26 protein-coding genes and 1 pseudogene are annotated in these 22,998 nt (G+C 64.8%); 21 read left to right on the top strand and 6 right to left on the bottom strand.

Translation table 11 applies throughout. The features are described from left to right. Position 1: 1 nt before the first annotated feature. The 7 genes and pseudogenes from hemB (at position 2) to B4400_RS03715 (ending at position 5,781) form a co-directional block, all read left to right on the top strand. On the top strand, positions 2-982 hold the full coding sequence (hemB, locus tag B4400_RS03745; RefSeq protein ID WP_078308249.1) for a porphobilinogen synthase: 981 nt from the start codon (positions 2-4) through the stop codon (positions 980-982). Between the two features lie 34 nt (positions 983-1,016). Further along, complete coding sequence (locus tag B4400_RS03740) at positions 1,017-1,493, top strand: hypothetical protein (protein WP_070952030.1); 477 nt, start codon at positions 1,017-1,019, stop codon at positions 1,491-1,493. A 50-nt stretch (positions 1,494-1,543) separates the two neighbouring features. Beyond that, positions 1,544-1,981: a hypothetical protein gene (locus B4400_RS03735; RefSeq protein WP_070952031.1), complete on the top strand. Its 438-nt coding sequence runs from the start codon at positions 1,544-1,546 to the stop codon at positions 1,979-1,981. Beyond that, complete coding sequence (mce1N, locus tag B4400_RS03730) at positions 1,974-2,492, top strand: transport-regulating membrane protein Mce1N (RefSeq protein WP_078308251.1); 519 nt, start codon at positions 1,974-1,976, stop codon at positions 2,490-2,492. Before B4400_RS03735 ends, mce1N begins: the two co-directional genes overlap by 8 nt. A gap of 20 nt (positions 2,493-2,512) precedes the next feature. Beyond that, the gene (locus B4400_RS03725; protein ID WP_078308536.1) at positions 2,513-2,755 is read left to right on the top strand and encodes a hypothetical protein; all 243 of its coding nucleotides are present in this window, start codon (positions 2,513-2,515) and stop codon (positions 2,753-2,755) included. A 41-nt stretch (positions 2,756-2,796) separates the two neighbouring features. Further along, positions 2,797-3,556 (top strand): annotated as a pseudogene (locus tag B4400_RS03720) (class I SAM-dependent methyltransferase). Between the two features lie 47 nt (positions 3,557-3,603). After that, complete coding sequence (locus B4400_RS03715; RefSeq protein ID WP_078308254.1) at positions 3,604-5,781, top strand: heavy metal translocating P-type ATPase; 2,178 nt, start codon at positions 3,604-3,606, stop codon at positions 5,779-5,781. A gap of 19 nt (positions 5,782-5,800) precedes the next feature. Here B4400_RS03715 and B4400_RS03710 read toward each other — a convergent pair whose 3' ends face one another. Then, the gene (locus B4400_RS03710; protein WP_139361242.1) at positions 5,801-6,580 is read right to left on the bottom strand and encodes a sulfite exporter TauE/SafE family protein; all 780 of its coding nucleotides are present in this window, start codon (positions 6,578-6,580) and stop codon (positions 5,801-5,803) included. Positions 6,581-6,678: 98 nt separating this feature from the next. Between B4400_RS03710 and B4400_RS03705 the strand changes: the two genes are divergently transcribed. Beyond that, the gene (locus tag B4400_RS03705) at positions 6,679-8,763 is read left to right on the top strand and encodes a M13 family metallopeptidase (RefSeq protein WP_078308538.1); all 2,085 of its coding nucleotides are present in this window, start codon (positions 6,679-6,681) and stop codon (positions 8,761-8,763) included. An 8-nt stretch (positions 8,764-8,771) separates the two neighbouring features. Here the strand turns inward: B4400_RS03705 and B4400_RS03700 are convergent, their stop codons facing one another. After that, positions 8,772-9,365: a TetR/AcrR family transcriptional regulator gene (locus tag B4400_RS03700; protein ID WP_286141946.1), complete on the bottom strand. Its 594-nt coding sequence runs from the start codon at positions 9,363-9,365 to the stop codon at positions 8,772-8,774. A gap of 135 nt (positions 9,366-9,500) precedes the next feature. On the opposite strand from B4400_RS03700, the gene B4400_RS03695 reads away from it, so the two are divergent. After that, entirely contained in the window at positions 9,501-10,748 is a 1,248-nt protein-coding gene (locus B4400_RS03695; protein ID WP_078308259.1) for an oxygenase MpaB family protein, read from the top strand. Here the strand turns inward: B4400_RS03695 and B4400_RS03690 are convergent. Then, positions 10,739-11,110 (bottom strand): nitroreductase family deazaflavin-dependent oxidoreductase, encoded by a 372-nt coding sequence (locus tag B4400_RS03690; RefSeq protein ID WP_078308262.1) that lies wholly within the window; start codon positions 11,108-11,110, stop codon positions 10,739-10,741. The two genes, B4400_RS03695 and B4400_RS03690, sit on opposite strands and share 10 nt — an antisense overlap. A gap of 21 nt (positions 11,111-11,131) precedes the next feature. On the opposite strand from B4400_RS03690, the gene B4400_RS03685 reads away from it, so the two are divergent. The 8 genes from B4400_RS03685 to B4400_RS03650 all read left to right on the top strand — a co-directional run bounded on the left by B4400_RS03685 (position 11,132) and on the right by B4400_RS03650 (position 19,122). Then, positions 11,132-11,521 carry a nitroreductase family deazaflavin-dependent oxidoreductase gene (locus B4400_RS03685; RefSeq protein ID WP_070952038.1) on the top strand — a complete coding sequence of 130 codons (390 nt, stop codon included), beginning with the start codon at positions 11,132-11,134 and terminating at the stop codon, positions 11,519-11,521. Between the two features lie 52 nt (positions 11,522-11,573). Beyond that, positions 11,574-12,878, top strand: coding sequence for a glutamate-1-semialdehyde 2,1-aminomutase (hemL, locus tag B4400_RS03680; RefSeq protein WP_078308539.1), 1,305 nt, complete (start codon positions 11,574-11,576; stop codon positions 12,876-12,878). A gap of 8 nt (positions 12,879-12,886) precedes the next feature. Beyond that, on the top strand, positions 12,887-13,489 hold the full coding sequence (locus tag B4400_RS03675; RefSeq protein WP_078308264.1) for a histidine phosphatase family protein: 603 nt from the start codon (positions 12,887-12,889) through the stop codon (positions 13,487-13,489). Positions 13,490-13,492: 3 nt separating this feature from the next. Beyond that, a complete protein-coding gene (locus B4400_RS03670; protein WP_078308266.1) occupies positions 13,493-14,104 on the top strand; it encodes a TlpA disulfide reductase family protein in 612 nt (203 codons plus the stop codon). Beyond that, the gene (locus tag B4400_RS03665; protein ID WP_078308268.1) at positions 14,101-14,892 is read left to right on the top strand and encodes a cytochrome c biogenesis CcdA family protein; all 792 of its coding nucleotides are present in this window, start codon (positions 14,101-14,103) and stop codon (positions 14,890-14,892) included. Before B4400_RS03670 ends, B4400_RS03665 begins: the two co-directional genes overlap by 4 nt. 2 nt (positions 14,893-14,894) lie before the next feature. Next, positions 14,895-16,490, top strand: a complete 1,596-nt coding sequence (gene resB, locus B4400_RS03660; protein ID WP_502688373.1) for a cytochrome c biogenesis protein ResB — start codon at positions 14,895-14,897, stop codon at positions 16,488-16,490. Next, on the top strand, positions 16,487-17,461 hold the full coding sequence (ccsB, locus tag B4400_RS03655; protein WP_070952043.1) for a c-type cytochrome biogenesis protein CcsB: 975 nt from the start codon (positions 16,487-16,489) through the stop codon (positions 17,459-17,461). Before resB ends, ccsB begins: the two co-directional genes overlap by 4 nt. 251 nt (positions 17,462-17,712) lie before the next feature. After that, the gene (locus B4400_RS03650) at positions 17,713-19,122 is read left to right on the top strand and encodes a MinD/ParA family ATP-binding protein (protein WP_078308541.1); all 1,410 of its coding nucleotides are present in this window, start codon (positions 17,713-17,715) and stop codon (positions 19,120-19,122) included. Positions 19,123-19,155: 33 nt separating this feature from the next. Here B4400_RS03650 and B4400_RS24270 read toward each other — a convergent pair whose 3' ends face one another. Then, positions 19,156-19,317, bottom strand: coding sequence for a hypothetical protein (locus B4400_RS24270; RefSeq protein WP_139361239.1), 162 nt, complete (start codon positions 19,315-19,317; stop codon positions 19,156-19,158). A 76-nt stretch (positions 19,318-19,393) separates the two neighbouring features. Here B4400_RS24270 and B4400_RS03645 point away from each other — a divergent pair, with 76 nt between their 5' ends. From B4400_RS03645 to B4400_RS03630, 4 genes are all read left to right on the top strand, one after another. After that, positions 19,394-19,702, top strand: a complete 309-nt coding sequence (locus B4400_RS03645; protein WP_078308269.1) for a DUF4229 domain-containing protein — start codon at positions 19,394-19,396, stop codon at positions 19,700-19,702. Between the two features lie 134 nt (positions 19,703-19,836). Beyond that, on the top strand, positions 19,837-20,058 hold the full coding sequence (locus B4400_RS03640; protein ID WP_078308277.1) for a sigma-70 RNA polymerase sigma factor region 4 domain-containing protein: 222 nt from the start codon (positions 19,837-19,839) through the stop codon (positions 20,056-20,058). A gap of 6 nt (positions 20,059-20,064) precedes the next feature. Beyond that, on the top strand, positions 20,065-20,646 hold the full coding sequence (locus B4400_RS03635) for a Clp protease N-terminal domain-containing protein (protein ID WP_078308282.1): 582 nt from the start codon (positions 20,065-20,067) through the stop codon (positions 20,644-20,646). A 433-nt stretch (positions 20,647-21,079) separates the two neighbouring features. Next, a complete protein-coding gene (locus B4400_RS03630) occupies positions 21,080-21,415 on the top strand; it encodes a hypothetical protein (protein ID WP_078308289.1) in 336 nt (111 codons plus the stop codon). Between the two features lie 22 nt (positions 21,416-21,437). On the opposite strand, the gene B4400_RS03625 is transcribed toward B4400_RS03630, so the two are convergent. Next, positions 21,438-22,310, bottom strand: a complete 873-nt coding sequence (locus B4400_RS03625) for a 1,4-dihydroxy-2-naphthoate polyprenyltransferase (protein ID WP_078308542.1) — start codon at positions 22,308-22,310, stop codon at positions 21,438-21,440. A 36-nt stretch (positions 22,311-22,346) separates the two neighbouring features. Beyond that, positions 22,347-22,964 carry a superoxide dismutase gene (locus B4400_RS03620; RefSeq protein ID WP_286151069.1) on the bottom strand — a complete coding sequence of 206 codons (618 nt, stop codon included), beginning with the start codon at positions 22,962-22,964 and terminating at the stop codon, positions 22,347-22,349. Between the last annotated feature and the right edge of the window lie 34 nt (positions 22,965-22,998).

Genomic DNA, 22,998 nt, shown 5'->3' with positions numbered 1-22,998 from the left:
CGTGCCATTTCCATACCAGCGTCCGCGTCGGCTGAGAGCCACCCCGGCGATCCGCCGGCTGGTGGCCGAGACCACGCTGGCGCCACGGCAGTTGGTGTTGCCGATGTTCGTGGCCGATGGTGTGGCCGAATCGCGCCCCATCGCGTCTATGCCGGGTGTGGTGCAACACAGCGTTGAATCCCTGCGTGGGGCCGCCGAGGACGCGGTAAAGGCCGGTGTCGGCGGGCTCATGCTGTTCGGGGTTCCCGAGGAGAAGGACAAGGACGCCTCCGGGAGTGCCGGGCTGGCTCCGGAAGGCATTCTGAACCGTGCGCTGTCGGTCCTGTCGGCGGACCTGGGTGACTCCACGGTGCTGATGGCCGACACCTGTCTCGACGAATTCACCGATCACGGCCACTGCGGGGTGCTGGACGCCTCGGGCCGGGTGGATAACGATGCGACGCTGACGCAGTACGTGGACATGGCGGTGGCGCAGGCGAATTCGGGTGCTCGTGTGGTGGGTCCCAGCGGCATGATGGACGGCCAGGTGGCGGCCATTCGCGAGGGCCTGGATGCTGCCGGGCACACCGACGTGATCATCCTGGCGTATGCCGCCAAGTACGCCTCGGCCTTCTATGGGCCCTTCCGCGAGGCGGTGGGATCATCGCTGCGCGGAGATCGGCGCACCTACCAGCAGGACGTGGCGAACGGCCGGGAAGCTTTACGCGAGGCCGAGCTTGACGTCGAGGAGGGCGCCGACATCCTGATGGTGAAACCGGCGATGGCCTACCTCGACGTGCTCCGGCAGGTTGCCGATGTCTCTCCGGTGCCGGTCGCGGCATACCAGGTGTCGGGGGAGTATTCGATGATCTGTGCTGCGGCGCAGAACAATTGGATCGATTTGCAGGCCATGGCGCTGGAGACGCTGACCTCGATCCGGCGTGCGGGGGCCGATATCGTGCTGACATATTGGGCCGCGGACGTCGCGGGCTGGCTGGAGTAGGCGGTTTGTCCCCTTCCACTACCGTGGTCGCGTGATGTATCCCGATCCGCACAATCAGAGTGGATTGGCTGGACAACCCTCGGCAGGTCCGGCCAAGCCGCGACCCGACGATATCGACACCGGTTGTTGGCTGTGGCTGGCCGCGCTCCCGCTGATGATCGTGAGCTACATGGCCGCGAACGTCGGTCAATGGCAGCAGGACCCGGAGGTGCGCAAGGCCGCCCCGCTGTGGACGGTGTATGCCTTCAACGGGTTCATCGTCGTCGTGGTGGGGGCCCTCGTCGTCACCGGGATCTTCCTGATGCGCGCGGGATACCGCCTGGCTCGCACCTTCCTGACCGGTGGCGCGGTGGGTTCGGTGGTGTTCACCGCGACGCGGTTGGTCGACCTGGAGGGGGTGCCGGCGATTGTGCAGGCGCTCTCGGGGATCACCGCGTCCGTCTTGATCTGCGGCGGGCTGTTCCTGTTGCATCGCGAGGACTCCACCGCGTACCTGACGAGGCAGCGCTAGTACCCCGATACGCTGCCGGAATGATGCCCGAAATGACGATAGGGGCCCGCATGACACCCGAACAACCGCGCCCGCGCATCGTCGACGTGGCGTTCTGGTTCTGGGTGGTCTCATCGGCCGCCCTGTTCCTCAACGGTCTGGCCGGGGTGACCCAGCGCTTCGACGCGGTGCGGGCCGCCGCGAAGCCCGAGCTGACCGACGCGGAGATAAGAAATCTCGTCACCTACTTCCGGGCCTGGGGCGTGTTATGCATCGTGCTGGCGGCCGGTATCGCATTTCTCGCCGGGCGGACGCGGCAGGGGGACAAGCGCTACCGCCGGGCCTTGATCGCCCTCTCGTTGGTCTCGGTGCTCGGGGCGATCGCGATGGCCAGCTCCGGTTCGGTGGGCCCGCTACTGCTCATCGCCGCGCTGTCGTTGATCGTGGCCAATGTGCTGATCATCAGGCCGACCGCGCAAAACTGGTTTGACGGGGGTGAGCATGGCTGACGTCTCGGATACCGAACCGCGTCTGTTCTATGAGCCCGGTGGCCGGTGGCGGTGGCTCCTGCTTGGTCCGCTCGCCGGGCTGATCATGTTAGGCCTGCAGATTTGGGGCCAGGGGGGCTTCAGTCCCGTCATGCCGTTGATCACGGCAGCCATCGTCGCCTTCTTTCTCGCGCTGCAGATCTACGCGGCGCGGGTGCACGCCACCGTAGAGCTGACACCCACCGAGCTCCGCCAGGGCGGCGAGACGCTGGAGATCAGCCAGATCAAGTGGCTGTACCCCGACGCCGACCGTCACATCTGGGAGGAGTCCCGTCCGCTCGGAGAGCTGAACGGGGTGCCCAAGGGACGTAAATCCGTCGGTCTGCGCCTGACCGGGGGGCGTCGCGCGCAGGCGTGGGCCAGGAGGCATGAGGCGCTGCGGACGGCGCTCACCGCGTTGGTGCCCGCGCCGCCGGCAGGCATGGATCTGGGCGACGACCCGGAGATCGATACCGAAAGTGAGCAGTGGTGAAGTTTGGTAAGCGAGTAGCGGTGGATCTGGCCATCGCAGTAGTGGCGATCGCGCTCGCCGGCTGGGCGGCAGTGGCTGCGCGCATACCCACGGAGGTCGCGCCCATTGCCAAGGGTGAGCCAACGTTGTACTTCACCGCGTTGGATGGCGCATGTGTAGCCCGGGCGCTCGCGCTCACCGCTCTGGCGGGGATATTCCTGGTCATGGCGGTATCGCGCGGTGTTCGTGATCGTCGCGATGTAGGGCGATCAATTCACAGCTAATTATTATGTCAAGATAACTGACATGAACATACGCTGGGGTGATGACGAACACCGCTGATATCGACGTGATGCCGCGCGCTGGATTCGGTGCCTGCGTGCTTGACCGCGCATTGCAGACGGGCCGACTCGAGTATCTGGACCGCGACGATGTTCCCGCAAAGAAACGGGCCGTCGTCGCGTCCCTTGACCTCATGGGCGAGAAGAAGGGTCTGCACAGGTGGAATGCGGAGCAGGCGGCCGGGTTTCTTGCCGGCATTGACAACCCTCGGGTGCTGGAGCTCGGTGCCGCCCACGGCGGTCTGTCTCGTGAACTGCTGAAGCTACGTCCTGATGCTTCGATCATGGTGACGGACATCGAGCCCACCTCTGTCGCGGGTATCGCGGCGTCCGATCTGGGTTTCGGATTCCCGGGTCACGGTCCGGGCCATGGATGCCACGGCCATCGACGCAGGCGACGGATCATTCGATCTGGTGGTGTTCGCACTGTCGTTTCATCATCTGAAGCCGTCGCTTGCTGCCAAGGTCTTCGCCGAGGGCACCCGGGTGGGACGCACGCTCTTGATCATCGACTTGCTGCGCCTGCCGGCACCGCTGCTGGCGCCGTCGTATCTCCTCGCGGCGGCCGCGGGATGGGTGCGCCCGGTCCTGCATGACGGTGCGATCAGCCAGCTGCGCGCCTATGGCCCGAGGGCGTTGCGTAGCCTGGCTGCACATGCGGATCCGTCGATCGTTGTCGAACTCCGCGCCAGAGTTCAGCTGCCGACGCCACTGCAGATCGTGGTGGCGCGGTGCGACTTGTAGTGCAGGTCACCCTATCATTTGGTACCCCCTAGGGGTATGATTTAGGCATGGAGTTCACTGACACGGGCATGGAGACCACTGATCTGCGCCTTCAGGGCATGACGTGCGCCTCATGTGCGTCCCGTGTGGAGAGGGGACTCAACAAGCTCGAGGGCGTGACGGCGCGCGTAAACCTGGCGCTGGAAAGCGCCCGGGTCGAGCACGACGGCTCGATCTCCGATCAGGACTTGGTCAAGGCCGTCGAGTCGGTGGGCTACAAGGCCCAGGTGGTCGGCGGCTCACGGAACGGTGCTCCGCAGAGCGGCCATGAGCACGACGGTGCCGATCCGCACGACCACATGAATCACGACGTGCCCGACAATCAGCTCAAGACGCGGCTGCTCGGCTCGCTGCTCCTGGCCATCCCGGTGGTGGCCATCTCCATGGTGATGCCCTGGCATTTCTCCGGCTGGGAGATTGTGGTCGCGGCACTGACTACACCGATCCTGCTGTGGGGTGGCTACCCGTTCCACCGTGCCGCGTTCGTCAACGCACGCCACGGTGCCTCGACCATGGACACGCTGGTGTCACTGGGCACCATCGCGGCGTACGTGTGGTCGCTGTGGGTGTTGTTCGCGAGCGCCGGGCACACCCACGGGGATGTCCACGTCTACTTCGAGGTCGTTGCGGCGGTCACCGTGTTCTTGCTCGCGGGCAGGTTCGCCGAGTCGCGCGCCAAGCGCTCGGCAGGCTCGGCGCTGCGGGCGCTGCTGTCCCTGGGGGCCAAGGATGTCGCGGTGTTGCGTGGCGGGCACGAGACGCGCATCCCCGTCGGGCAATTGGCGGTGGGCGACGAATTCGTCGTGCGGCCGGGGGAGCGTGTCGCGACAGACGGCGTAGTTGTCGACGGCCACTCGGCATTGGACACCGCCACCATGACGGGTGAGTCCGTACCTGTGGAGGTCGGCGCGGGAGACCTGGTGGTCGGCGGTTACGTCAACACGCACGGGCGGATTGTCGTACGCGCCAACACGGTGGGCGCCGATACCCAGCTGGCCCGGATGGCGCAGCTGGTGTCGGAGGCGCAAACCGGTAAGGCGCAGGTGCAGCGGCTCGCCGATCGGGTGTCGTCGGTGTTCGTGCCCGTCGTACTCGGTATCGCCGCGTTGACGTTCGTCGGCTGGGTGGCGCAGGGCTACCCGCTGTCATCGGCATTCACCGCGGCCGTCGCGGTGCTGATCATCGCGTGCCCATGCGCGCTCGGGTTGGCTACCCCCACAGCGATTCTGGTAGGCACCGGGCGTGGAGCTCAGCTGGGCGTGCTGATCAAGGGCCCGGAGGTGCTGGAGAACGTCAAGAGCATCGACACCGTTGTACTCGACAAGACGGGCACCGTGACCACGGGTGTGATGAGCGTTGTGGCCGTGCGCCGCAACATTGGGTCAGGTGTCCCCGACGCCGATGAGATCCTGCGTATCGCCGCCTCGGTGGAGTCCGCCTCCGAGCATCCGGTGGCCAGGGCCATCGTGGATTCGGCCCGGACGCGTGGGCTGACGCTGTCCCCGGTGACCGGATTCCGTAACGAACCCGGCATCGGTGTCACCGGTGTCGTTGACGGTCAAGAGGTTTCGATCGAGGCCATCGCGGGTCAGAACACCACCGCGGCGATCACCTGGGGTGGCCTGCGCCGGGGTGAGATCGAGGTGGCGGACACGGTAAAGCCGTCGAGCCGGCAGGCCATCGACGAACTGAGGGCCATGGGCATCACCCCGGTGCTGCTGACGGGCGACAACGCTGAGGTGGCCGCACGTGTCGCGGAGGAAGTCGGTATCGCCGCGAGCGATGTCATCGCGGGAGTCAAACCCGCCGAGAAGGCGGATGTCGTCAAGCGTCTGCAGGCCGAGGGCAAGAAGGTCGCGATGGTGGGCGACGGGGTCAACGATTCCGCCGCACTGGCCACGGCCGATATCGGGATGGCCATGGGCACCGGTACCGATGCCGCGATCGAGGCCAGTGATGTGACCCTGGTGCGCGGTGACCTGACCACGGTGCCGACGGCACTGCGGTTGTCGCGCAAGACACTCGGCACCATCAAGGCCAACCTGTTCTGGGCCTTCGCCTACAACACCGCTGCCATTCCGCTCGCGGCTCTGGGCTTGCTCAACCCGATGATCGCGGGCGCGGCGATGGCGATGTCATCGGTCTTCGTGGTACTGAACAGCCTGCGGCTGCGAACCTTCCGCTAGATTCCGCTGGCGCCGACACTCAGAAGAGCAGGCGCCACAGGCCGATCAGACCCACCGCCACGATGACCACACGCAAGGCGCCGGGCGACAGCTTGCGCCCCCAGCGTGCACCGGCCAGCCCGCCCACGAACGAGCCCGCCGCGATGATCCCGGCCGCCGTCCAGCTCACCCGGTCGAAGGCGACGATCGTATATGCAAGAGCTGCAACGATATTGGTGATCATGGCCAGTACGTTCTTGGCCGCGTTCATCCGCTGCATGGATTCGGGGAGTAGTGCGCCCATCACCGCGATCTGCATGATCCCTTGGGCCGCAGTGAAATACCCGCCATAAATCCCGACGAGGAAGTTGCCTCCGGTGAGCGCCGCCATCCGGCCCGGAGGGACATGATCGGCATCTAGGCCCTGCGCTTCGGAACGCCGGCGCGCCCAGGCCTGAATCTTGGGGCCGACTACCACGAGAACCAGCGCGAGGATGAGCAGCACCGGCACGATGGTGACGAATGTCTTCTCGGGCAGATGCAGCAGCAGGAACGATCCGATGAGCGCACCGACCAGCACCGCGGGTATCTGCCACTTGAGCCGCGGCCACTGTCCGGATAGTTCGCGGCGATAGCCCCATACGCCCGTCATGCTGCCGACGGTCAGTCCGACGGCATTCGACATCGTCGCCACCACGGGCGGGTAGCCAAAGGCGATGAGGGTGGGGAAGGTGATGAGGGTGCCGGACCCGGCAACCACGTTGATCGCGCCGGCCCCGAACGCCGCAAGCGCGACGAAGATCATCTCCTGCACCGGCACCCGTGCCAGCCTACGACCGTTAGCCAGCCGAACCAATTCCTGCTCTCAGTGAAACCCGCCACAGCGTGAGGCTCGACGTAACGGTTCAGATGGGCAAAATGGTGGGCATGCCTTTGAGTCGATCCGCCGGTATGGCGGCGCTAGTGCTGGCCATGTCCATTTCCGGGTGTACCCGGGACCAGCCCACCGCCCCGGTGGCGTCGAATGTGCCCCTTCCAACGTTCGATAACGCGCAGCTGAGCATGCGTTTCGCCGCGTGCACCGATCTCAATGGGTTTGTGAATGCCAAATGGATTGAGCAGGCCACCATCCCTGCGGACAAGTCCAGCTATGGCAGCTTCGACATGTTGGCCGACCAGTCCCGTGACGTTCAGCACGAGATCGTCGACGGTGCGGTCTCCGGGCTCGGAACCGCCGATCATGAGTCGGTCAACTACCAAGTCGGTCTCCTATACCGTGCCGCCACCGACGACGCGAAGCTCGACGCGGCCGGGTATGACCCCATTCGTCCAACGCTTGCCGCGATCGATCAGATCAACTCGCCCCAGGAGCTCGCGGCCTTTCTGGCTGCCGATGCCGCCACCGGGCAGCATCTGGTGTTCGGTTTCGCGGCCGGCGCCGACTACGCCAACGCCACCGAGCAGATCGGCTACGCCAGGGCCGACGCGCTGGGCATGCCCGCCAAGGACTACTACACCGACCCCAAGTACGCGTCGGTCTTCAACGCGTATCGCACCTACATCGCATCGACATTCGGATTGATCGGAGCGAACCAGGAGGTTGCCAAGGCCCGTACCGAACAGGTGGCCGCGCTCGAATCAGCGCTGGCCGCCTCGACGTTGAGTCCTGTGCAGCAACGTGATCCGGCCAACCAGTACAAGCTCGTGACCGTCGCTCAGGCAGACGCGGTGACACCACATTTCGAATGGGGTGCCTACTTGAAGGCGCACGGGGCCCCGCTCGCCAGGTCGTTTTCCCTTGCCGAGACCGAGTTCTTCACGACATTCGATCGGTTGCTCGCCACCACCGATCTGGACACCTGGAAGTCGTATCTGACCTTCCACGCGGTGCACAGGTCTGCCGACGCGTTGTCGAAAGCCTTCCGCGACAATGCCTTTACATACGATTCGGCGCTTACCGGAACCACGGCGCAGAAGCAGCGCTGGGAGCAGGGCCTTGAGATCGTCAACACGCTGGTGGGCCCGGCGCTGGGACAGTTGTACGTCGACCGCATGTTCAGCGATCGCGCCAAGCGCTCGGCCACCGAGGTGGTGGGCAATGTCAAGGAGGCTCTCCGTAAGCGCATTGAGGCCGTCGACTGGATGAGCCCGCAGACCAAACTCGCCGCAAAGGGCAAGTGGGACAAGCTGATCCTCAAGGTGGGCTTCCCCGACAAGAATCGGGATTTCTCCAAGCTGAAGTTGACCGGCGACAACTTCTACGCGGACAGGGCCGCCGCGTTGAAGTTCAATCACGACTTCGAGATGGGCAAGATCGGGCACCCCACCGATCGGTCGCTGTGGGGGATGACGCCGCAGACGGTCAACGCTCAGTACGACCCCACCGAGAACAGCATCACCATTCCCGCGGCGATCCTGCAGGCGCCGTTCTATGACCCCAAGGGTGATCCGGCGTTCAACTACGGCGGTATCGGTGCGGTGATCGGTCACGAATTCACCCATGCGTTCGACGATGAGGGCAGCCAGTTCGACGGTGAGGGCAACCGGGTCAATTGGTGGACTCCGAACGATCGCGAGGAGTTCGAGAAGCGCGCCAACCGGCTGGTGGAGCAGTTCAATGCCTATACGCCTATTCCGGGCCACCCCGAGCTACATGTCGACGGCAAGCTCACGTTGGGCGAGAACATCGCGGATCTCGGCGGCGTCAACACCGCCTATGACGCGCTGGTCGCGGAGTTGGCCAAGAAGAAAGATGGCGACAAGATCAGCGGCATTGTCGGGTTCAACGACACGCAGCGGTTCTTCCTGAACTACGCGCGGATCTGGCGAGACAAACAGCGCCCCGAGGCCGCGATTACCCAGCTGGCCAGCGATCCGCATTCGCCGCCGGCGTTGCGCATCAACGGCGTGGTGCCCAATGTTGCGCCGTATGCCGCCGAATTTGGTTGTCTGGCAGGCGATCCCATGGTGAACTCGCCGGAAAAGTTTGTGAAGATCTGGTAGGTGTGCCGCTACCCGCGAATCAATCGCTCAAGTTCGTCGCGTAGCTGCGGCCAGTCGAGACTTCCTGGCTCTTGACCATCGGGTGCGAAGGCGTGGTTGAACGCGTATCCACTGAGCAGGTGATGAACCATCACGATCCGCGGTAACAGGTTGGGGGTTTGGGCCAAGTCATCGTCGATGGCGTGTGCGTAGAGCTCTTGTAGCGATGTATTCAGCGCCTGCGTGCTGGTGGCCAGGTGTGTGCGCAGTTCGGGGTCGTCGGCCGCCGCAACCCACAGCTTCATTCCTGCGATGAAGCTCCGGCCCGTGTAGTCCTGCCACATGAGGTTCAGGAGGTGTCGCAGTCTGCCGTCGGCGCCCGTGGGCATCTGGTCCACGCTGGCGCGTGCGGCCGCCAGCCGATCGGCGCAGAGATAGTCGAGTGCGGCCATCACCATGTCGATCCGGCGCGGAAAGAAATGACTGCGCGCACCCAGGGAGACCCCAGCGCGTTCGGCCACGCCGCGCACGGTGGTGGCGGCGTAGCCGATATCGAGGATGGACTCGATGGTGGCTTCCAGCAGTTTCGCGGTGGTGCTCCGTCGCCGCTCAGCCTGCGACATATGGGTCACGTCACCCGCTTTCATCTGCGACTTCGCCTCCGGCTCTTGCGTGAACGGACTGTCGGGTAGAGCATATGTTCAATAAAACAGATCAACTGATCTGGTTTGTGGGCAATCGGCCCGAAAGGACAGGTCATGTCAGACGTCACCGCATTGGAAACACCCGTCGGAAACCGGCGGCGGATGCCGTCCGAGCCGCTCATGGCGCTCTTGGATGCCGTCGGCGCGCGCCCCACGGAAGCTCAGCTGGCAACGTTCCGCAAGTACACCCTGATGGGTGATCCGTTGGCCGACCATCTGGTGGAGGCCATGTCACGCCTACCGAAGGGATTGGGCCGCAAGCAATTCGAAGATGCCCTGGAACACGGGCTCATCAGTGTTGAGGATCCACTGCCCGAGCTGGTGGCTTTTATCGAGGACGCGGAAGCCACGCCGTATTGGGTGGACTTCCGCAAGATCCGGCGCGCCCAACGAATGCTGAGGAACACCCCGATCCGGCTGGCCTTCCTCGGTGCGCTGGCGGTGACCTTGCCGGCGAGCTTCCTCAACGAGCGTGGCGGTAACGAACTGCTGACCCGAGCGGGCGGCATCGAGGATGCCTCCGCAGGACGGTTGATAGAAGCGGCGAAGTGGATGTATTCGTCCGGGGAGCCCGGCGGAATGAACCGCTATGGCAACGGATTCAAGGCGACGGTGCGGGTGCGGCTCATCCACGCGTACGCCCGGTCCGGGGCACGCGCGATGGGCGGCTGGGACGAGGACAAGTTCGACTGTCCGGCCGGGCAGGCGCAGACCGCCGCGGGCTGGGTCCCCATCTTCGCCGGTTCGATCAGCCTGGTGGCGTTCGGCGCCATCGGTACCCCGGCCGATCTCAGGGCGATTCTGCATCTCTGGCGCTACCAGAGCCATCTCATGGGACTGGCCCCGGAGTTACAGATGGATACCTTGACCGGGCTCGGCAGACTCGCGTACCTGATCATGCTCACCGATGCGGGCAGTGACCAGCACACGCGCGCGCTCACCCAGGCCACCCTCGACGCCGTCACCGGCGTATACGGATTGCCCACCGGTGGACCCGTCGCCGCCGCCGTGCAATGGGCGGTTCGCCGGTTCCATGCCGAGATCGCCGGCATTGCCTATGGGCCGCAACGGAAGAAGTTCGGTCTGCCCGCGCCCAGCCCGCTGCTGTTGATCACGCCCGTCATCACCGTCTGCAATCTGACCTCACGTGTGGCACGCATGATGAGCCCACGCCTGCGCACCAGGTTCGAAGGCCGCCAGCAGCGGATCCTCGAGGACGCGGTGAAACGGACCAGCCGCACCGTCAGCACGGCCCGCCGCGAGGTATCGCAACGGGCACCGGTACCGGCCGCTCAGGCGTAGGTCAGCAGCACGGCCTGTTCGAACGGCAGACGTCCGAAGGCGCGGCTCTTCACCAGCGCCGCCGCCTCGTCGCGGCTGACCACGCGCGGATTGACGACGTCGTGGGTCTTCCCCCTGCGCACGATCCTCCCGCCACCGGCCGCCTGCAGGTTCTTCAGCCAGTCCCGGTCCGGGCCGTAGGTCAGCAGGATGGCCAGGCCGTCGGGTGTCTTGAATGCGGTGACGGGCGTCCGGAACTCCTTGCCCGACTTGCGGCCCTTGTGTTCGATGATGGCGAAGCTCGGGGCCCAGCCCGCCCACAGCCGCTGGACGGGGTTGGTGACGTACTTGTTGAAGCGCGCGACCGATTGCGGTATCTGCATACCACCATCAAACTGTGATCCATGGCATACCTCAAGCCCCCTTGGTTCGTGCGCAAGGTCTTCAACAGGGTGGCGATGGCCGCCAATATCGGCGAGACCCTCACGATCACCAAGCGGGTCAGCGGCGAGCCCCAGCAGATCCCGGTCGCGACCGTGGACGTCGATGGCGTCAAGTACCTGGTGTCCACCCGTGGCGAGAGTCAATGGGTCAAAAACATCAGGGCTAACCCGCAGGTGACACTCACCGTCAAGGGCGCCACCACGGCATACACGGCCACCGAGGTCCCGGTCGCCGACCGCGCGCCCATCATCGCCGCCTACAAGCCCAAGGCCGGGAAGGTCGTGGACGGCTACTTCGCCCAGCTGCCCGACGATGCCGATCACCCCACTTTTGCGTTGAGACCTGCCTGATCCACTACACCCTGTAGTGGACGATTTGGCACCAGCTGAGACACTGGATGCCGTGCCTGACGAGACAGCCAACTCCGCACGTTTGTTCGCCGACGCCTCGGCCGTCATCCCAGGTGGAGTGAACTCGCCGGTGCGCGCCTTCGCGGCGGTCGGCGGTGTCCCGCGGTTCATCAAATCCGGCGCCGGATGCTGGCTCACCGATGTCGACGACAACCGGTACGTGGACCTGGTCTGCTCCTGGGGTCCGCTGATCCTCGGCCACGCACACCCCGCCGTGGTGGAGGCCGTGCAACGGGCCGCCAAGGATGGGCTGTCCTTCGGCGCGCCCGTCGAGGGGGAGATCGAGCTCGCGCGCGAGCTCATCGATCGCGTGCAGCCAGTGGAAAAGGTGCGCCTGGTCAACTCCGGAACCGAAGCCACCATGAGTGCGGTGCGCCTGGCGCGCGGGTTCACCGGGCGGCCCAAGATCGTCAAGTTCGCCGGTTGCTACCACGGGCATGTGGACGCCCTGCTGGCCGATGCCGGTTCCGGCGTGGCCACCCTGGGCCTGCCTTCCTCGCCCGGTGTCACCGGCGCCTCCGCGGCCGACACCATCGTGTTGCCGTACAACGACATCGGTGCCGTGGCCCGCACCTTCGCCGAACAGGGCGATCAGATCGCCGCTGTCATCACCGAGGCCGCCGCCGGCAACATGGGCACCGTCGCGCCCGCACCGGATTTCAACACCGGGCTGCGGCGCATCACGGAAAACCATGGCGCGCTACTCATCATGGACGAGGTCATGACGGGTTTTCGGGTCAGCCGCTCGGGCTGGTTCGGCATCGAGCAGGTGGCCGGAGATCTGGTCACGTTCGGCAAGGTGATGAGCGGTGGCATGCCCGCCGCCGCATTCGGTGGTCGCGCCGACGTCATGGAGCGCCTCGCGCCGTTGGGGCCGGTGTATCAGGCAGGCACGTTGTCCGGCAATCCGATCGCTGTTGCCGCAGGGCTGGCCTCTTTGCGTGCGGCAGATGCGAAAGCCTATGAGACGCTTGATCGTAACGCCGATGCGCTCATCGCACTGATCACCGCGGCTCTGGATGCCGAGGGGGTGGCGCACCAGATCGGCCGGGCTGGCAACATGTTCAGCCTCTTCTTCGGTGCTGAGCCGGTGCACGATTTCGAGAGCGCCAAGGCGACCGACACCTGGCGTTATCCCGCGTTTTTCCACGCGCTGCTGAGCCGCGACGTGTACGCGCCGCCGAGCGCGTTCGAGACCTGGTTTGTTTCCACCGCCCTCGATGACGAGGCGTTCGACCGTATTGCCGACGCTTTGCCCGCCGCTGCCCGCGCCGCGGCCTCTGTCGAGGAGAGGTAAGGAATTTCATGACCCGCACCATCGTTCATTTGATGCGCCATGGCGAAGTACACAATCCCGAGGGCATTCTGTACGGCCGACTGCCAAATTTCCGGTTGTCGGACAAGGGGCAGGCACAGGCGGTCAAGGTGGCAGAGTCGCTGCGGGGCAATGAGATTGCCGCGGTAGTGGCCTCACCGCTGTTGCGCGCCCAGCAGACTGCTACGCCCATCGCCGAGGCTCATGGCCTCACCATTATCTCTGACGATGACCTGATCGAGGCCGACAACTCTTTCGAGGGCATGAAGGTGTCGGTGGGTGACGGGGCCTTGCGCGACCCCCGGAACTGGTGGAAGCTGCGCGACCCGTTCACCCCGTCCTGGGGAGAGTCGTACCGCGACATCGCATCCCGGATGACGTCGGCGATCGACCGGGCGCGCGGTCGTGCCGAGGGCTCCGAGGTCGTGTGCGTGAGTCATCAGCTGCCGGTGTGGACGGCGCGCCAGTACCTGCTGGGCAAGCGACTGTGGCACGACCCACGCAAACGCCAGTGCAACGTCGCCTCACTCACCTCGCTGGTATTCGACGGGGACGAGTTCGTCGACGTCGTGTACTCGGAACCGGCAGGGTAGCTAGTGCGACGTGTGGTCGCGGCGATGGCCGCGCTGGCTCTGCTCATCACCGGGTGCTCTACCGGTGATGACGCGGTGGCGCGCGGCGGGCAGTTCCAGTTCGTCTCACCCGGCGGCAAGACCGACATCTTCTACGATCCGCCCGAGTCCCGTCAGACCCCCGGTCTGATCGAGGGGCCCAACCTGCTGGACCCCACAAAAACACTGTCGCTCAACGATTTCACCGAGAAGGTCGTCGTCATCAACGTATGGGGGCAATGGTGCGGGCCCTGCCGCTCCGAGTTCTCGGCACTGGAAGACGTTTACAAGGCCACCCACGCTCAAGGCGTCGAATTTCTCGGCATCAACGTCCGGGACAACGAGATCACCAAGGCGCAGGACTTTGTGGCCGACCGCAAGGTGCCGTACCCATCCATCTATGACCCGTCGATGCGCACGCTCATCGCGTTCGGCAGGAAGTTCCCGACGGGGGCCATTCCCGCGACCCTGGTGCTGGACCGGCAGCATCGGGTGGCGGCGGTATTCCTGCGCGAGTTGTTGACCCAGGATCTGCAACCAGTGGTTGAGCGCGTCGCCCAAGAATCGGCGAAAGAGCCGGCGGGAGTAAAGAAGTGACCCTCGCCGATGCCGGCTCCGCGTTCCAGGACGCCGCGACCAGCGGGCCGCTGCTGCTGGCCCTGGGTGCCTGTGCGCTGGCCGGGCTGGTGTCGTTCGCCTCGCCGTGTGTGATCCCACTCGTGCCCGGCTATCTGTCCTACCTCGCCGCCGTGGTGGGGGCCGATGGCCGCGATGATGACGGCGCCGGTGCCCGCGCGGCGCGGTTACGGGTCACCGGATCGGCCTTGCTGTTCGTCGCCGGGTTCACCGCGGTGTTCCTGTTGGGCACCGTGGCTGTGATGGGCATGACGACCACACTGATCACCAATCAGGTGCTGCTGCAACGCATCGGCGGAGTGATCACCATCGCGATGGGGCTGGTGTTCATCGGGCTGGTGCCGGCCCTGCAGCGCGATTTCCGGTTTACGCCGCGCCGCGTTTCGACGGTGGCCGGAGCGCCGCTGCTCGGCGCGGTGTTCGCGCTCGGGTGGACGCCTTGTCTGGGGCCTACCCTCACCGGTGTGGTCGCGGTGGCATCGGCCACCGAGGGGGCCGACGTGGCTCGCGGGATCACGCTGGTGATCGCCTACTGCCTTGGGCTGGGAATCCCGTTCCTGCTGCTGGCCTTCGGTTCGGCGCGCGCGGTGCGGGGTATGGACTGGTTGCGACGGCACGGCCGGACCATCCAGGTCATCGGTGGTATCGCGCTATTGGCGGTGGGGGTCGCGCTGGTTACCGGCGTGTGGGCCGATTTTGTTGCCTGGGTTCGCGATTCATTCGTTTCGGACGCGAGGTTACCCATCTAGTGATGATCGCCAAGCGTCTCCTTGCTTACTCGCGCAACACCTGGCGCGGCCTGACGTCCATGGGCACCGCACTGGCGCTGCTGGTGCTGCTCGCGCTCGGCGCGATACCGGGCGCGATGCTGCCGCAGCGCGCGCTCAACCAGGCCAAGGTCGACGAGTACTTGGCCGAACATTCCACCATCGGTCCCTGGCTGGACCGGGTGCAGGCCTTCGACGTGTTCTCAAGCTTCTGGTTCACGGCGATCTACGTTCTGCTCTTCGTCTCGCTAGTGGGATGCATCATTCCCCGGACCGTCGAGCATGCCAGGGCCCTTCGTGCGCAGCCGGTTCCGGTGCCCCGGAATCTGGCACGACTGCCCAAACACCAGGAAAAGGTGGTGCGGGGCGATCAGGCCGATCTCGCGTCGACCATCGAGGGGCAGCTGAAGGGCTGGCGCAGAACCACCCGCGAAAAGGACGAGATCACTGAGATTTCCGCGGAGAAGGGCTATCTGCGAGAGTTCGGGAACCTGGTCTTCCACCTTTCCCTCGTTGGTCTGTTGGTCGCGTTCGCGGCGGGCAAGCTCTTCGGGTACGAGGGCAATGTGATCGTCATCGCCAACAATGGCCCGGGATTCTGCTCGTCGTCGCCCGCGGCCTTCGACTCGTTCCGGGCCGGCAACACCGTCGATGGCACCAACCTGGACCCGATCTGCGTCAAGGTCCAGGATTTCAAGGCCACCTATCTTGCCTCGGGACAGGCGCATTCGTTCGAATCGAACATTGAGTACCAGGCGGGCGACGACCTCCAGAACAACATCTGGAGACCGGAGCGGCTGGCCATGAACCATCCGCTGCGTGTCAACGGCAACCGCGTGTATCTGCTCGGCTATGGATATGCCCCCACCTTCACGGTGACCTTCCCGGACGGGCGTCAGCGCAGCGAGACCATTCAGTGGCGACCGGACGACCCGACCACCCTGCTGTCTTCAGGGGCCGTGCGTATCGATCCTCCGGCCGGCAGTTATCCGGATCCCAATGTGCGTCGCAAGAATCAGATCGCCATCCAGGGTCTGTTCGCGCCCACCGAACAACTGCACGGCACCCTGCTCTCGTCGAGCTTCCCGGAGATGCGCAAGCCCGCGGTCGCCATCAACATCTACCGCGGAGACACCGGGCTGGACTCGGGTCGTGCCCAGTCGATCTTCGAGCTCGACCCCCGCATGATCGAGCAGAAGCGGCTCAATCAGGTGGCGCGCGCCAACCTGCTGCCCGGACAGTCGGTCAAGCTCAATGACGGCACCATCGTCAGGTTCGACAGCGCCGTCAACTTCGTCAATCTGCAGGTGTCACGCGACCCCGCCCAACTGTGGGTGCTCGTCTTCGCGCTGACCATGATGGCGGGCCTGGTGGTATCGCTCATCATCAAGCGCCGTCGAGTCTGGGCGCGGCTGACCCCGGGCGCGGCCGCAGGTACCGTAAACGTCGAGCTGGGAGGGCTGGCACGCACCGACAGCTCCGGCTGGGGCGATGAGTTCGAGCGGTTATGCGACCGATGCCTTGAGAATCTGCCCGTCGTAAGGGCCGGGAACGGCCACAAAGATGAGGATGCCGAATGAATTCGACCAATATCGATGTGAATCTGGCCAGGTTCTCCGACTACGCCTTCACCTCGGCGATTGTGGTGATGGTCGGTGCGCTGGTGCTCTTGGCCATCGAGCTGGCCTACCGGCAGAGCAACAAGACCGCCCAGCGAGAGCTCGTCAGCTCCGGTGGTGAGGTGGTGTCCGCCGGCGAGAATCAGCCGGGGCTGGTGGTGCCGCAGGGTAAGCGCCCCCTCGGCGAGCGGGTCGGTGGCGCCGGGTTGGCGCTTGTGTACCTGGGCATCGGACTGCTGTTGGCGTGCATCGTGCTGCGCGGTGTGGCCACCACCCGGGTGCCCTGGGGCAACATGTACGAGTTCATCAATCTGACGTGTGCCTGTGGTCTGGTCACTGCGGCCGTGGTGCTGCGCCCGCGCGCCAACAGCGCGGAGGGACGCCGGGCGCTCTGGGTCTTCGTGCTCATTCCCGTGTTGATCCTGCTGACGGTCTCCGGCCGGTACCTCTACACCTATGCGGCCCCGGTGATGCCGGCCCTGCAGTCCTACTGGTTGCCCATCCACGTGTCGGTGGTGAGTCTCGGATCAGGCGTGTTCCTGGTGGCCGGAGTGGCCAGCATCCTGTTCCTGGTCAAGATGTACTTCCCGGACAACACCGTGGTGCAGCGCCTGCCCGATGCCCAGTCATTGGACCGGTTGGCGTACCGGACCACCATTTTCGGTTTCCCCATCTTCGGGTTCGGTGTGATCTTCGGTGCCATCTGGGCCGAGGAGGCATGGGGGCGGTTCTGGGCTTGGGATCCTAAGGAGACCGTTTCCTTTGTTGCCTGGGTTATCTATGCCGCCTACCTGCACGCACGATCCACTGCCGGGTGGCGGGACAAGAAGGCGGCGTGGATCAATGTGGCGGGATTCGTGGCCATGGTGTTCAACCTGTTCTTCGTCAATCTGGTGACGGTCGGTCTTCACTCGTACGCTGGGGTGAGCTAGGCGGGAGGTCTGGGGGAACTGTTCCGCCAGATCGGTTCATCACACCTGCGATAGGGTGCGATGCTGAGTCCTTCTGAACAGTCGTTCCGGGCTCTCCGTGTCCGAACTGCACATCCAACCAATGCATTGGGGGATCGATGTCTGACTATCCCGCGCACCGCGCGCCGGATGGACCGTCGCCGTACGCCGACGAGGCGCAGGGTGGACCAACGGCCCCTCCGTGGGCAGCACAGGAGCCAGCGCAGCCGGTGATGTATGGCCAGAGCGCGCCGCAGCAGCCCCACGAGATGACCCAACAGTTCCAAGCGATCCCGTTCCAGGACCCGTTCGCGCCACAGCAGGACATCGCGGGCCTGGGTGGGCACGATCCCTCGGTGCCGTCGCTCAATACGCTCGGCGGCTCGTTCGCGCCGCTCGATTTCACGCCTTCCGGTGGGCAGGAGAGCACCGATCCCACCGCGATCGGTGCGGCCGGGTCATCCGGCAGCCAGGGCGGTCCCGGAGGTTTTAGGGCCGACAACCGATTCAGCGACTCGGCCGAGCGGCCCGCACAGTTGACGCCCTTCACGGCGGATCGCTGGGCCAACGACACCCCGGCGTCGGGCATTCCCCAACAGGCCCAGCAGCCTCCCGTCGGTGCTTCCCGGTACTACACGCCGGTCGGCGGTCAGCAAACCGGTATCGGATCCCAGATTCGGCCCGAGCTGCCGCCCTCCTCGCGTGACCTGTCTACGTCGGCGTTGTTGCGCCCGCACAAGCCGGCACCGTCAGCGGGTTGGCGCAAGACCGTCTACCGTGCGTCGTTCGGGACGATCAACCTCGGGGAGGGCACCAAGAAGACGGAGGAAAACGACCTCGTCGCCCAGGTGAATCAGCCGTTGCAAGGTTGCTACAAGATCGCTCTGCTGAGCCTCAAGGGAGGCGTCGGCAAGACCACCGTCACCGCAACCCTCGGTGCGACGTTCGCGTCCATCCGCGGCGACCGGGTCATCGCGGTCGACGCCAATCCGGACCGCGGAACGCTGAGCCAGAAGGTCCCGCTGGAGACGCCGGCAACGGTCCGTCACCTGCTGCGCGACGCCAACTCGATTCAGCGTTATAGCGATGTCCGCAGCTACACCTCACAGGGGCCGAGCCGTCTGGAGGTGCTGGCTTCGGAAAGCGATCCGGCGGTGTCCGAGGCGTTCAGCGCCGAGGACTACTCGCGCACACTGGAGATTCTGGAGCGCTTCTACAGCGTGGTGCTCACGGACTGCGGTACCGGACTCATGCACTCGGCGATGTCGTCGGTGCTGGAGCAGGCCGACACCCTCGTGGTGATCAGCTCCGGTTCGGTGGACGGTGCGCGCAGTGCCTCCGCCACTCTCGACTGGCTCGATGCGCACGGGCATCGCGAGCTAGTGCGCCGCTCGGTTGCGGTCATCAACGCGGTGCGTCCGCGTTCGGGCAAGGTTGACATGCAAAAGGTCGTCGATCACTTTTCGCGCCGGTGCCGTGCGGTGCGTTTGGTGCCGTTCGATCCGCACCTGGAAGAGGGCGCCGAGATCAGCCTGGACCGGCTCCGGCCCGCGACGCGTCGCTCGCTCATCGAGCTGGCCGCCGTCGTCGCGCAGGGGTTCACCGGTACACAGCGTCAGCAGCAGCAGACGTTCCAGGGCTAGCCGTCGGTTGTGCGGCTGCTGGCCACACAACCCTCAGCGTTCGGAGGGATCGTCTCTACTGATGCGCCACAGGAATTCGGGGTCGTCGTCGGGGCCGGTCACGCGGGTCTGCGGACGGGTCGGGACCGACTGACTGATCCGCCATCCGGCATAGACCAGCGCGCCGAGCACGACCGCGATGAGCACGTAGTACACAAGAGCCTCCTGAACAACTAACTGCAAATATACGCGCGGCCAAGGCTGGTGTTCGGCGCAGCGATAGGGTGGTGACGTGGCTGAACGGTCGCCGGGGAGCCGGCTCGCTATCGACATCGCGTTGTACACGCTGGCGCGGTTGGGTCTCGCGGTCGTCTTGACGCTCGTCATCTTCTGGGTGGCCCGGCTCATCGGGTACCAGGACTTTCCCTTGGCGATCGCCATTCTGTTCGCCTTGATCATCGCGCTGCCCTTGGGCATGGCGGTGTTCGCACCGTTGCGTCGCCGGGTGACCGCCAGCATCGCCGTCGTCGACGAGCGGCGCCGTGCGGAGCGTGCGGATCTGCAGGCGCGGCTGCGCGGCGAAAAGCCACAAGACTCCTAACCCGCTTCCCGCCGGCACGCCGCCCGGTGGCGGGTTCGTATCCCATGTTTTCGCCATAAGCGGACGTGCCGACGCGCGCCCTCAGCTGTCAACATAGATTGACAACTCACGGCTGTCAATCTATGTTGACAGTCATGAGCGATCTCCCGACGGCCGATCTGGACGACGCCGTGAGCAGTACCGATCCGGCCGTGGGGTTGCGGGCCGTGCAGGCGCTGCGGCGCCTGTGTGAACGATTGGAAGCGATCCACGTGGCCAACGCCCGCGGCCAGGGTTGGAGCTGGCAGGCCATCGCCGAAGCGCTCGAAGTCAGCCGTCAGGCAGTGCATCAGAAATACAACCGCGCGAGGAAGTGAGCAGCCATGTTCGAGAAGTTCCAGAAGTCGGCCAAGGTCGCTGTGGTGCTGTCGCAGGAAGAAGCCCGCGAGATGGACGAATCGCGGATCGGAGCCGAGCACGTTCTGGTTGGTGTCCTGGATAGTGCGAGCGGACCACTCGCGGAGCTGCTGGCCGGATACGGGCTGACCGCCGACACTGTGCGCGACCGGCTCCGGACCGGAACCCACGAGCCGCCGCTGGACGATGAGGACGCGCAGGCGCTCAAGGCCATTGGCATTGATCTGTCCCAGGTACGGGACAGCGTGTCGAAAGTCTTTGGGCCACAGGCCTTTGACAAAGCCTTCGAAAAATCGGGGCGCCGTCAGGGCCGGATGCGCGGCTGGCGCCCGTTCGGGATGATCCCCTTCAATTCCTCGGCTAAGAAATGCCTGGAACTGGCACTGCGTGAGGCCATCGCGCACAAGGACAATTGGATCGGGTGCGAGCACATGGTGTTGGGCATCCTGCGTGGCGGCGATCCGGTGGCGCTGGCCGTGATCACCGAGCGGGTGCCCGCCGAGGAACTGCGCCAGGCCGTGGTTGGTTTGCTAGATCGGGCCGCCTAGCAGCTTCGGCCGTCGGCTGGTGTGACGGCCTGAGGGCGCTCGACTCGCCCATTATCACTCGGGCGCCACATGGTCAATGGCTCGCTGGCCGCGGTCCGCGCCGGAATCTGCGGATGACAGCGAACCTCCCGCGCCGCCGTCTTTTCGCTGCAGCTTTTGCCCAGGTAGTGGACGGTTGTAACCACATCGTGACTCGCATACCCCCTCCGGGGTAAGGGTTTATCCATTTCTTAACTTCAGATTGAGCAAAAGTGAACGACAGGTGTACTGTGGGTGACATACAAGCGGCGCCTAACGTTTTCGTTGTCAGTGGTTTCCCGGGGGCCGCACCTGAATATGCGGACTTAACGGAGTCACTATGTATGCATTCACGAAGGCAAGAAACGTTCTTTGTTGTACGGCGCTGTTAGCTGTTCCCCTCTTTGGACTGGGGATGCAAGGCGTCGATGTTCTGCGCGAGCCGGCGGTTGGGCAGACATTGGCCGGCCCCATTGAGCCGCCGATACCCGGACCGGGCGTCGGAGATGGTTCGCGTCAGTCGTTCACCAATCAGCAGCCCGGCAGGGACGGCAATAGCGGCTGGGGAACGCTTCCTCAGGGCCAGGGACACGCCTGCCAGAACAGCTGGATATTTTGCGACGCCACCGGTAACCCGAATCGGTCAGATCTTCCTCCGGGCTACAACCAGGGGGGCGGATGGGTGAGCGCACCGGACCACACCGGTGTTACGTGCCAAAACACGGGTGTCGTCTGTAAGAACTTCTCCTGAGCCCGTCGCGGCCCCAAGGGATTTAGCTCAACCAGGCCAGAGCTGAGGCGGTGAGAATCGCCCAGCCGAGCATGGCGAGTCCGGTATCGCGCAGCGTCGGGATCAACGCTGGCCCTTGCGCTTTGGTGACAACCGGGCGGGCAGCCTTGACCATCAACGGCAACATCACCAGCCCGAACAGGCGCCACGGGTGCCCGAAGCCCAGTCCGAGGCTGATCAGAACCGGAACCGTCAACAGCGCCGGAAACAGGATTCGGGTCCGTGCGTCGCCCAACCGCACGGCCAGTGTGATTTTGCCGGACTCTCGATCGGTGGGGATATCACGCAGATTGTTGGCGACCAGCACCGCGCTGGAGAAGCTGCCGATTGCCACCGCCAGCGCCAGGCCGATGGGACTGACCGTCAAGGTCTGCACATATTCAGTGCCCAGCACGGCCACCAGGCCGAAGAATATGAAGACGGCGATTTCACCAAAACCGCTGTATCCGTAGGGTTTCGACCCGCCGGTATAGAACCAGGCCCCGGCGACGCATACCGCGCCGACGGCCACTAGCCACCAGGCGGTGGTGATGGCCAGTGCCAATCCCGCGGCCGCGCCCAGGGCCAGGAATGCGATGGCGACGGCCTTGACCGCCGCGGGTGATGCCAGACGGGAGCCGACCAGCCGCAGCGGTCCCACTCGGTCGTCATCGGTCCCGCGGATCCCGTCCGAATAGTCGTTGGCGAAGTTGACGCCGATGATCATGCTCACCGATACGGCCAGTGCTAGAAGTGCTTTCCACCAGACGGGGCTGCCGGCCGCCGCTGCGGCACCTGTGCCGGCGATCACCGGGGCGAGGGCGTTGGGCCAGGTGCGGGGGCGGGAACCTTCGATCCATTGCGCGATGCTGGCCATGTGGCCGATCCTGCCATGACCACGTCCGAACATTCGCTACGGGAAGATCAAGCCAGGCGTTTTCGATAGTGCCGAGGCAAAACGTGCCTGGACATCGGGCCAATTCACCACGTTCCAGAACGCCTTGACGTAGTCGGCCTTCACGTTCTTGTACTGCAGGTAGTACGCGTGCTCAAAGACGTCCACGCCGAGGAGCGGCACGATCCCGAACGGCACGTTGGACTGCTGGTCGTACATCTGGAAAGTCAGCAGTTTCTTGCCGAGGGTGTCGTACCCGAGCCATGCCCAGCCCGAGCCCTGAACACCGTTGGCTGCCGCGGAAAACTGCCCGCGGAATTTGTCGAAGCTCCCGAACTGCTCGTCGAGCGCGGCAGCCAGGTCGTCCTGGGGTTTGTCACCGCCATGGGGGGAGAGGTTCTTCCACCAGATCGAGTGGTTCACGTGGCCGCCGAGATTGAACGCGAGGTTCTTTTCCAGCAGCACGATCGTTGCGTTGTCACCCTTCGCCCGAGCTTCGGCGAGTTGCTCCACGGCGTCGTTGGCGCCTTTGACGTATGCGGCATGATGCTTGTCGTGGTGCAGCTGGTTGATCTCGCCGGAAATATGTGGCTCCAGGGCTGAGTAATCCCAGTCGAGATTCGGCAATTCGTACACGCCGGTCGTCTCCTTCGTGAGGGCCGCTTCTTCA

Source organism: Mycobacterium sp. D16Q13 (assembly GCF_002013375.1).
Classification (GTDB): Bacteria; Actinomycetota; Actinomycetes; order Mycobacteriales; family Mycobacteriaceae; genus Mycobacterium.
This window is presented reverse-complemented; position numbering and strand designations above follow the sequence as displayed.

What these genes read in the sequence shown, in the direction of transcription:
- B4400_RS03740 (WP_070952030.1), top strand. Translation starts at nt 1,017, where the DNA reads ATGTATCCCGATCCGCACAATCAGAGTGGATTGGCTGGACAACCCTCG.
- B4400_RS03735 (WP_070952031.1), top strand. Translation starts at nt 1,544, where the DNA reads ATGACACCCGAACAACCGCGCCCGCGCATCGTCGACGTGGCGTTCTGG.
- mce1N (WP_078308251.1), top strand. Translation starts at nt 1,974, where the DNA reads ATGGCTGACGTCTCGGATACCGAACCGCGTCTGTTCTATGAGCCCGGT.
- B4400_RS03715 (WP_078308254.1), top strand. Translation starts at nt 3,604, where the DNA reads ATGGAGTTCACTGACACGGGCATGGAGACCACTGATCTGCGCCTTCAG.
- B4400_RS03705 (WP_078308538.1), top strand. Translation starts at nt 6,679, where the DNA reads ATGGTGGGCATGCCTTTGAGTCGATCCGCCGGTATGGCGGCGCTAGTG.
- B4400_RS03700 (WP_286141946.1), bottom strand. Translation starts at nt 9,365, where the DNA reads ATGTCGCAGGCTGAGCGGCGACGGAGCACCACCGCGAAACTGCTGGAA.
- B4400_RS03695 (WP_078308259.1), top strand. Translation starts at nt 9,501, where the DNA reads ATGTCAGACGTCACCGCATTGGAAACACCCGTCGGAAACCGGCGGCGG.
- B4400_RS03690 (WP_078308262.1), bottom strand. Translation starts at nt 11,110, where the DNA reads ATGCAGATACCGCAATCGGTCGCGCGCTTCAACAAGTACGTCACCAAC.
- B4400_RS03685 (WP_070952038.1), top strand. Translation starts at nt 11,132, where the DNA reads ATGGCATACCTCAAGCCCCCTTGGTTCGTGCGCAAGGTCTTCAACAGG.
- B4400_RS03675 (WP_078308264.1), top strand. Translation starts at nt 12,887, where the DNA reads ATGACCCGCACCATCGTTCATTTGATGCGCCATGGCGAAGTACACAAT.
- resB (WP_502688373.1), top strand. Translation starts at nt 14,895, where the DNA reads ATGATCGCCAAGCGTCTCCTTGCTTACTCGCGCAACACCTGGCGCGGC.
- ccsB (WP_070952043.1), top strand. Translation starts at nt 16,487, where the DNA reads ATGAATTCGACCAATATCGATGTGAATCTGGCCAGGTTCTCCGACTAC.
- B4400_RS03650 (WP_078308541.1), top strand. Translation starts at nt 17,713, where the DNA reads ATGTATGGCCAGAGCGCGCCGCAGCAGCCCCACGAGATGACCCAACAG.
- B4400_RS03640 (WP_078308277.1), top strand. Translation starts at nt 19,837, where the DNA reads ATGAGCGATCTCCCGACGGCCGATCTGGACGACGCCGTGAGCAGTACC.
- B4400_RS03635 (WP_078308282.1), top strand. Translation starts at nt 20,065, where the DNA reads ATGTTCGAGAAGTTCCAGAAGTCGGCCAAGGTCGCTGTGGTGCTGTCG.
- B4400_RS03630 (WP_078308289.1), top strand. Translation starts at nt 21,080, where the DNA reads ATGCAAGGCGTCGATGTTCTGCGCGAGCCGGCGGTTGGGCAGACATTG.
- B4400_RS03625 (WP_078308542.1), bottom strand. Translation starts at nt 22,310, where the DNA reads ATGGCCAGCATCGCGCAATGGATCGAAGGTTCCCGCCCCCGCACCTGG.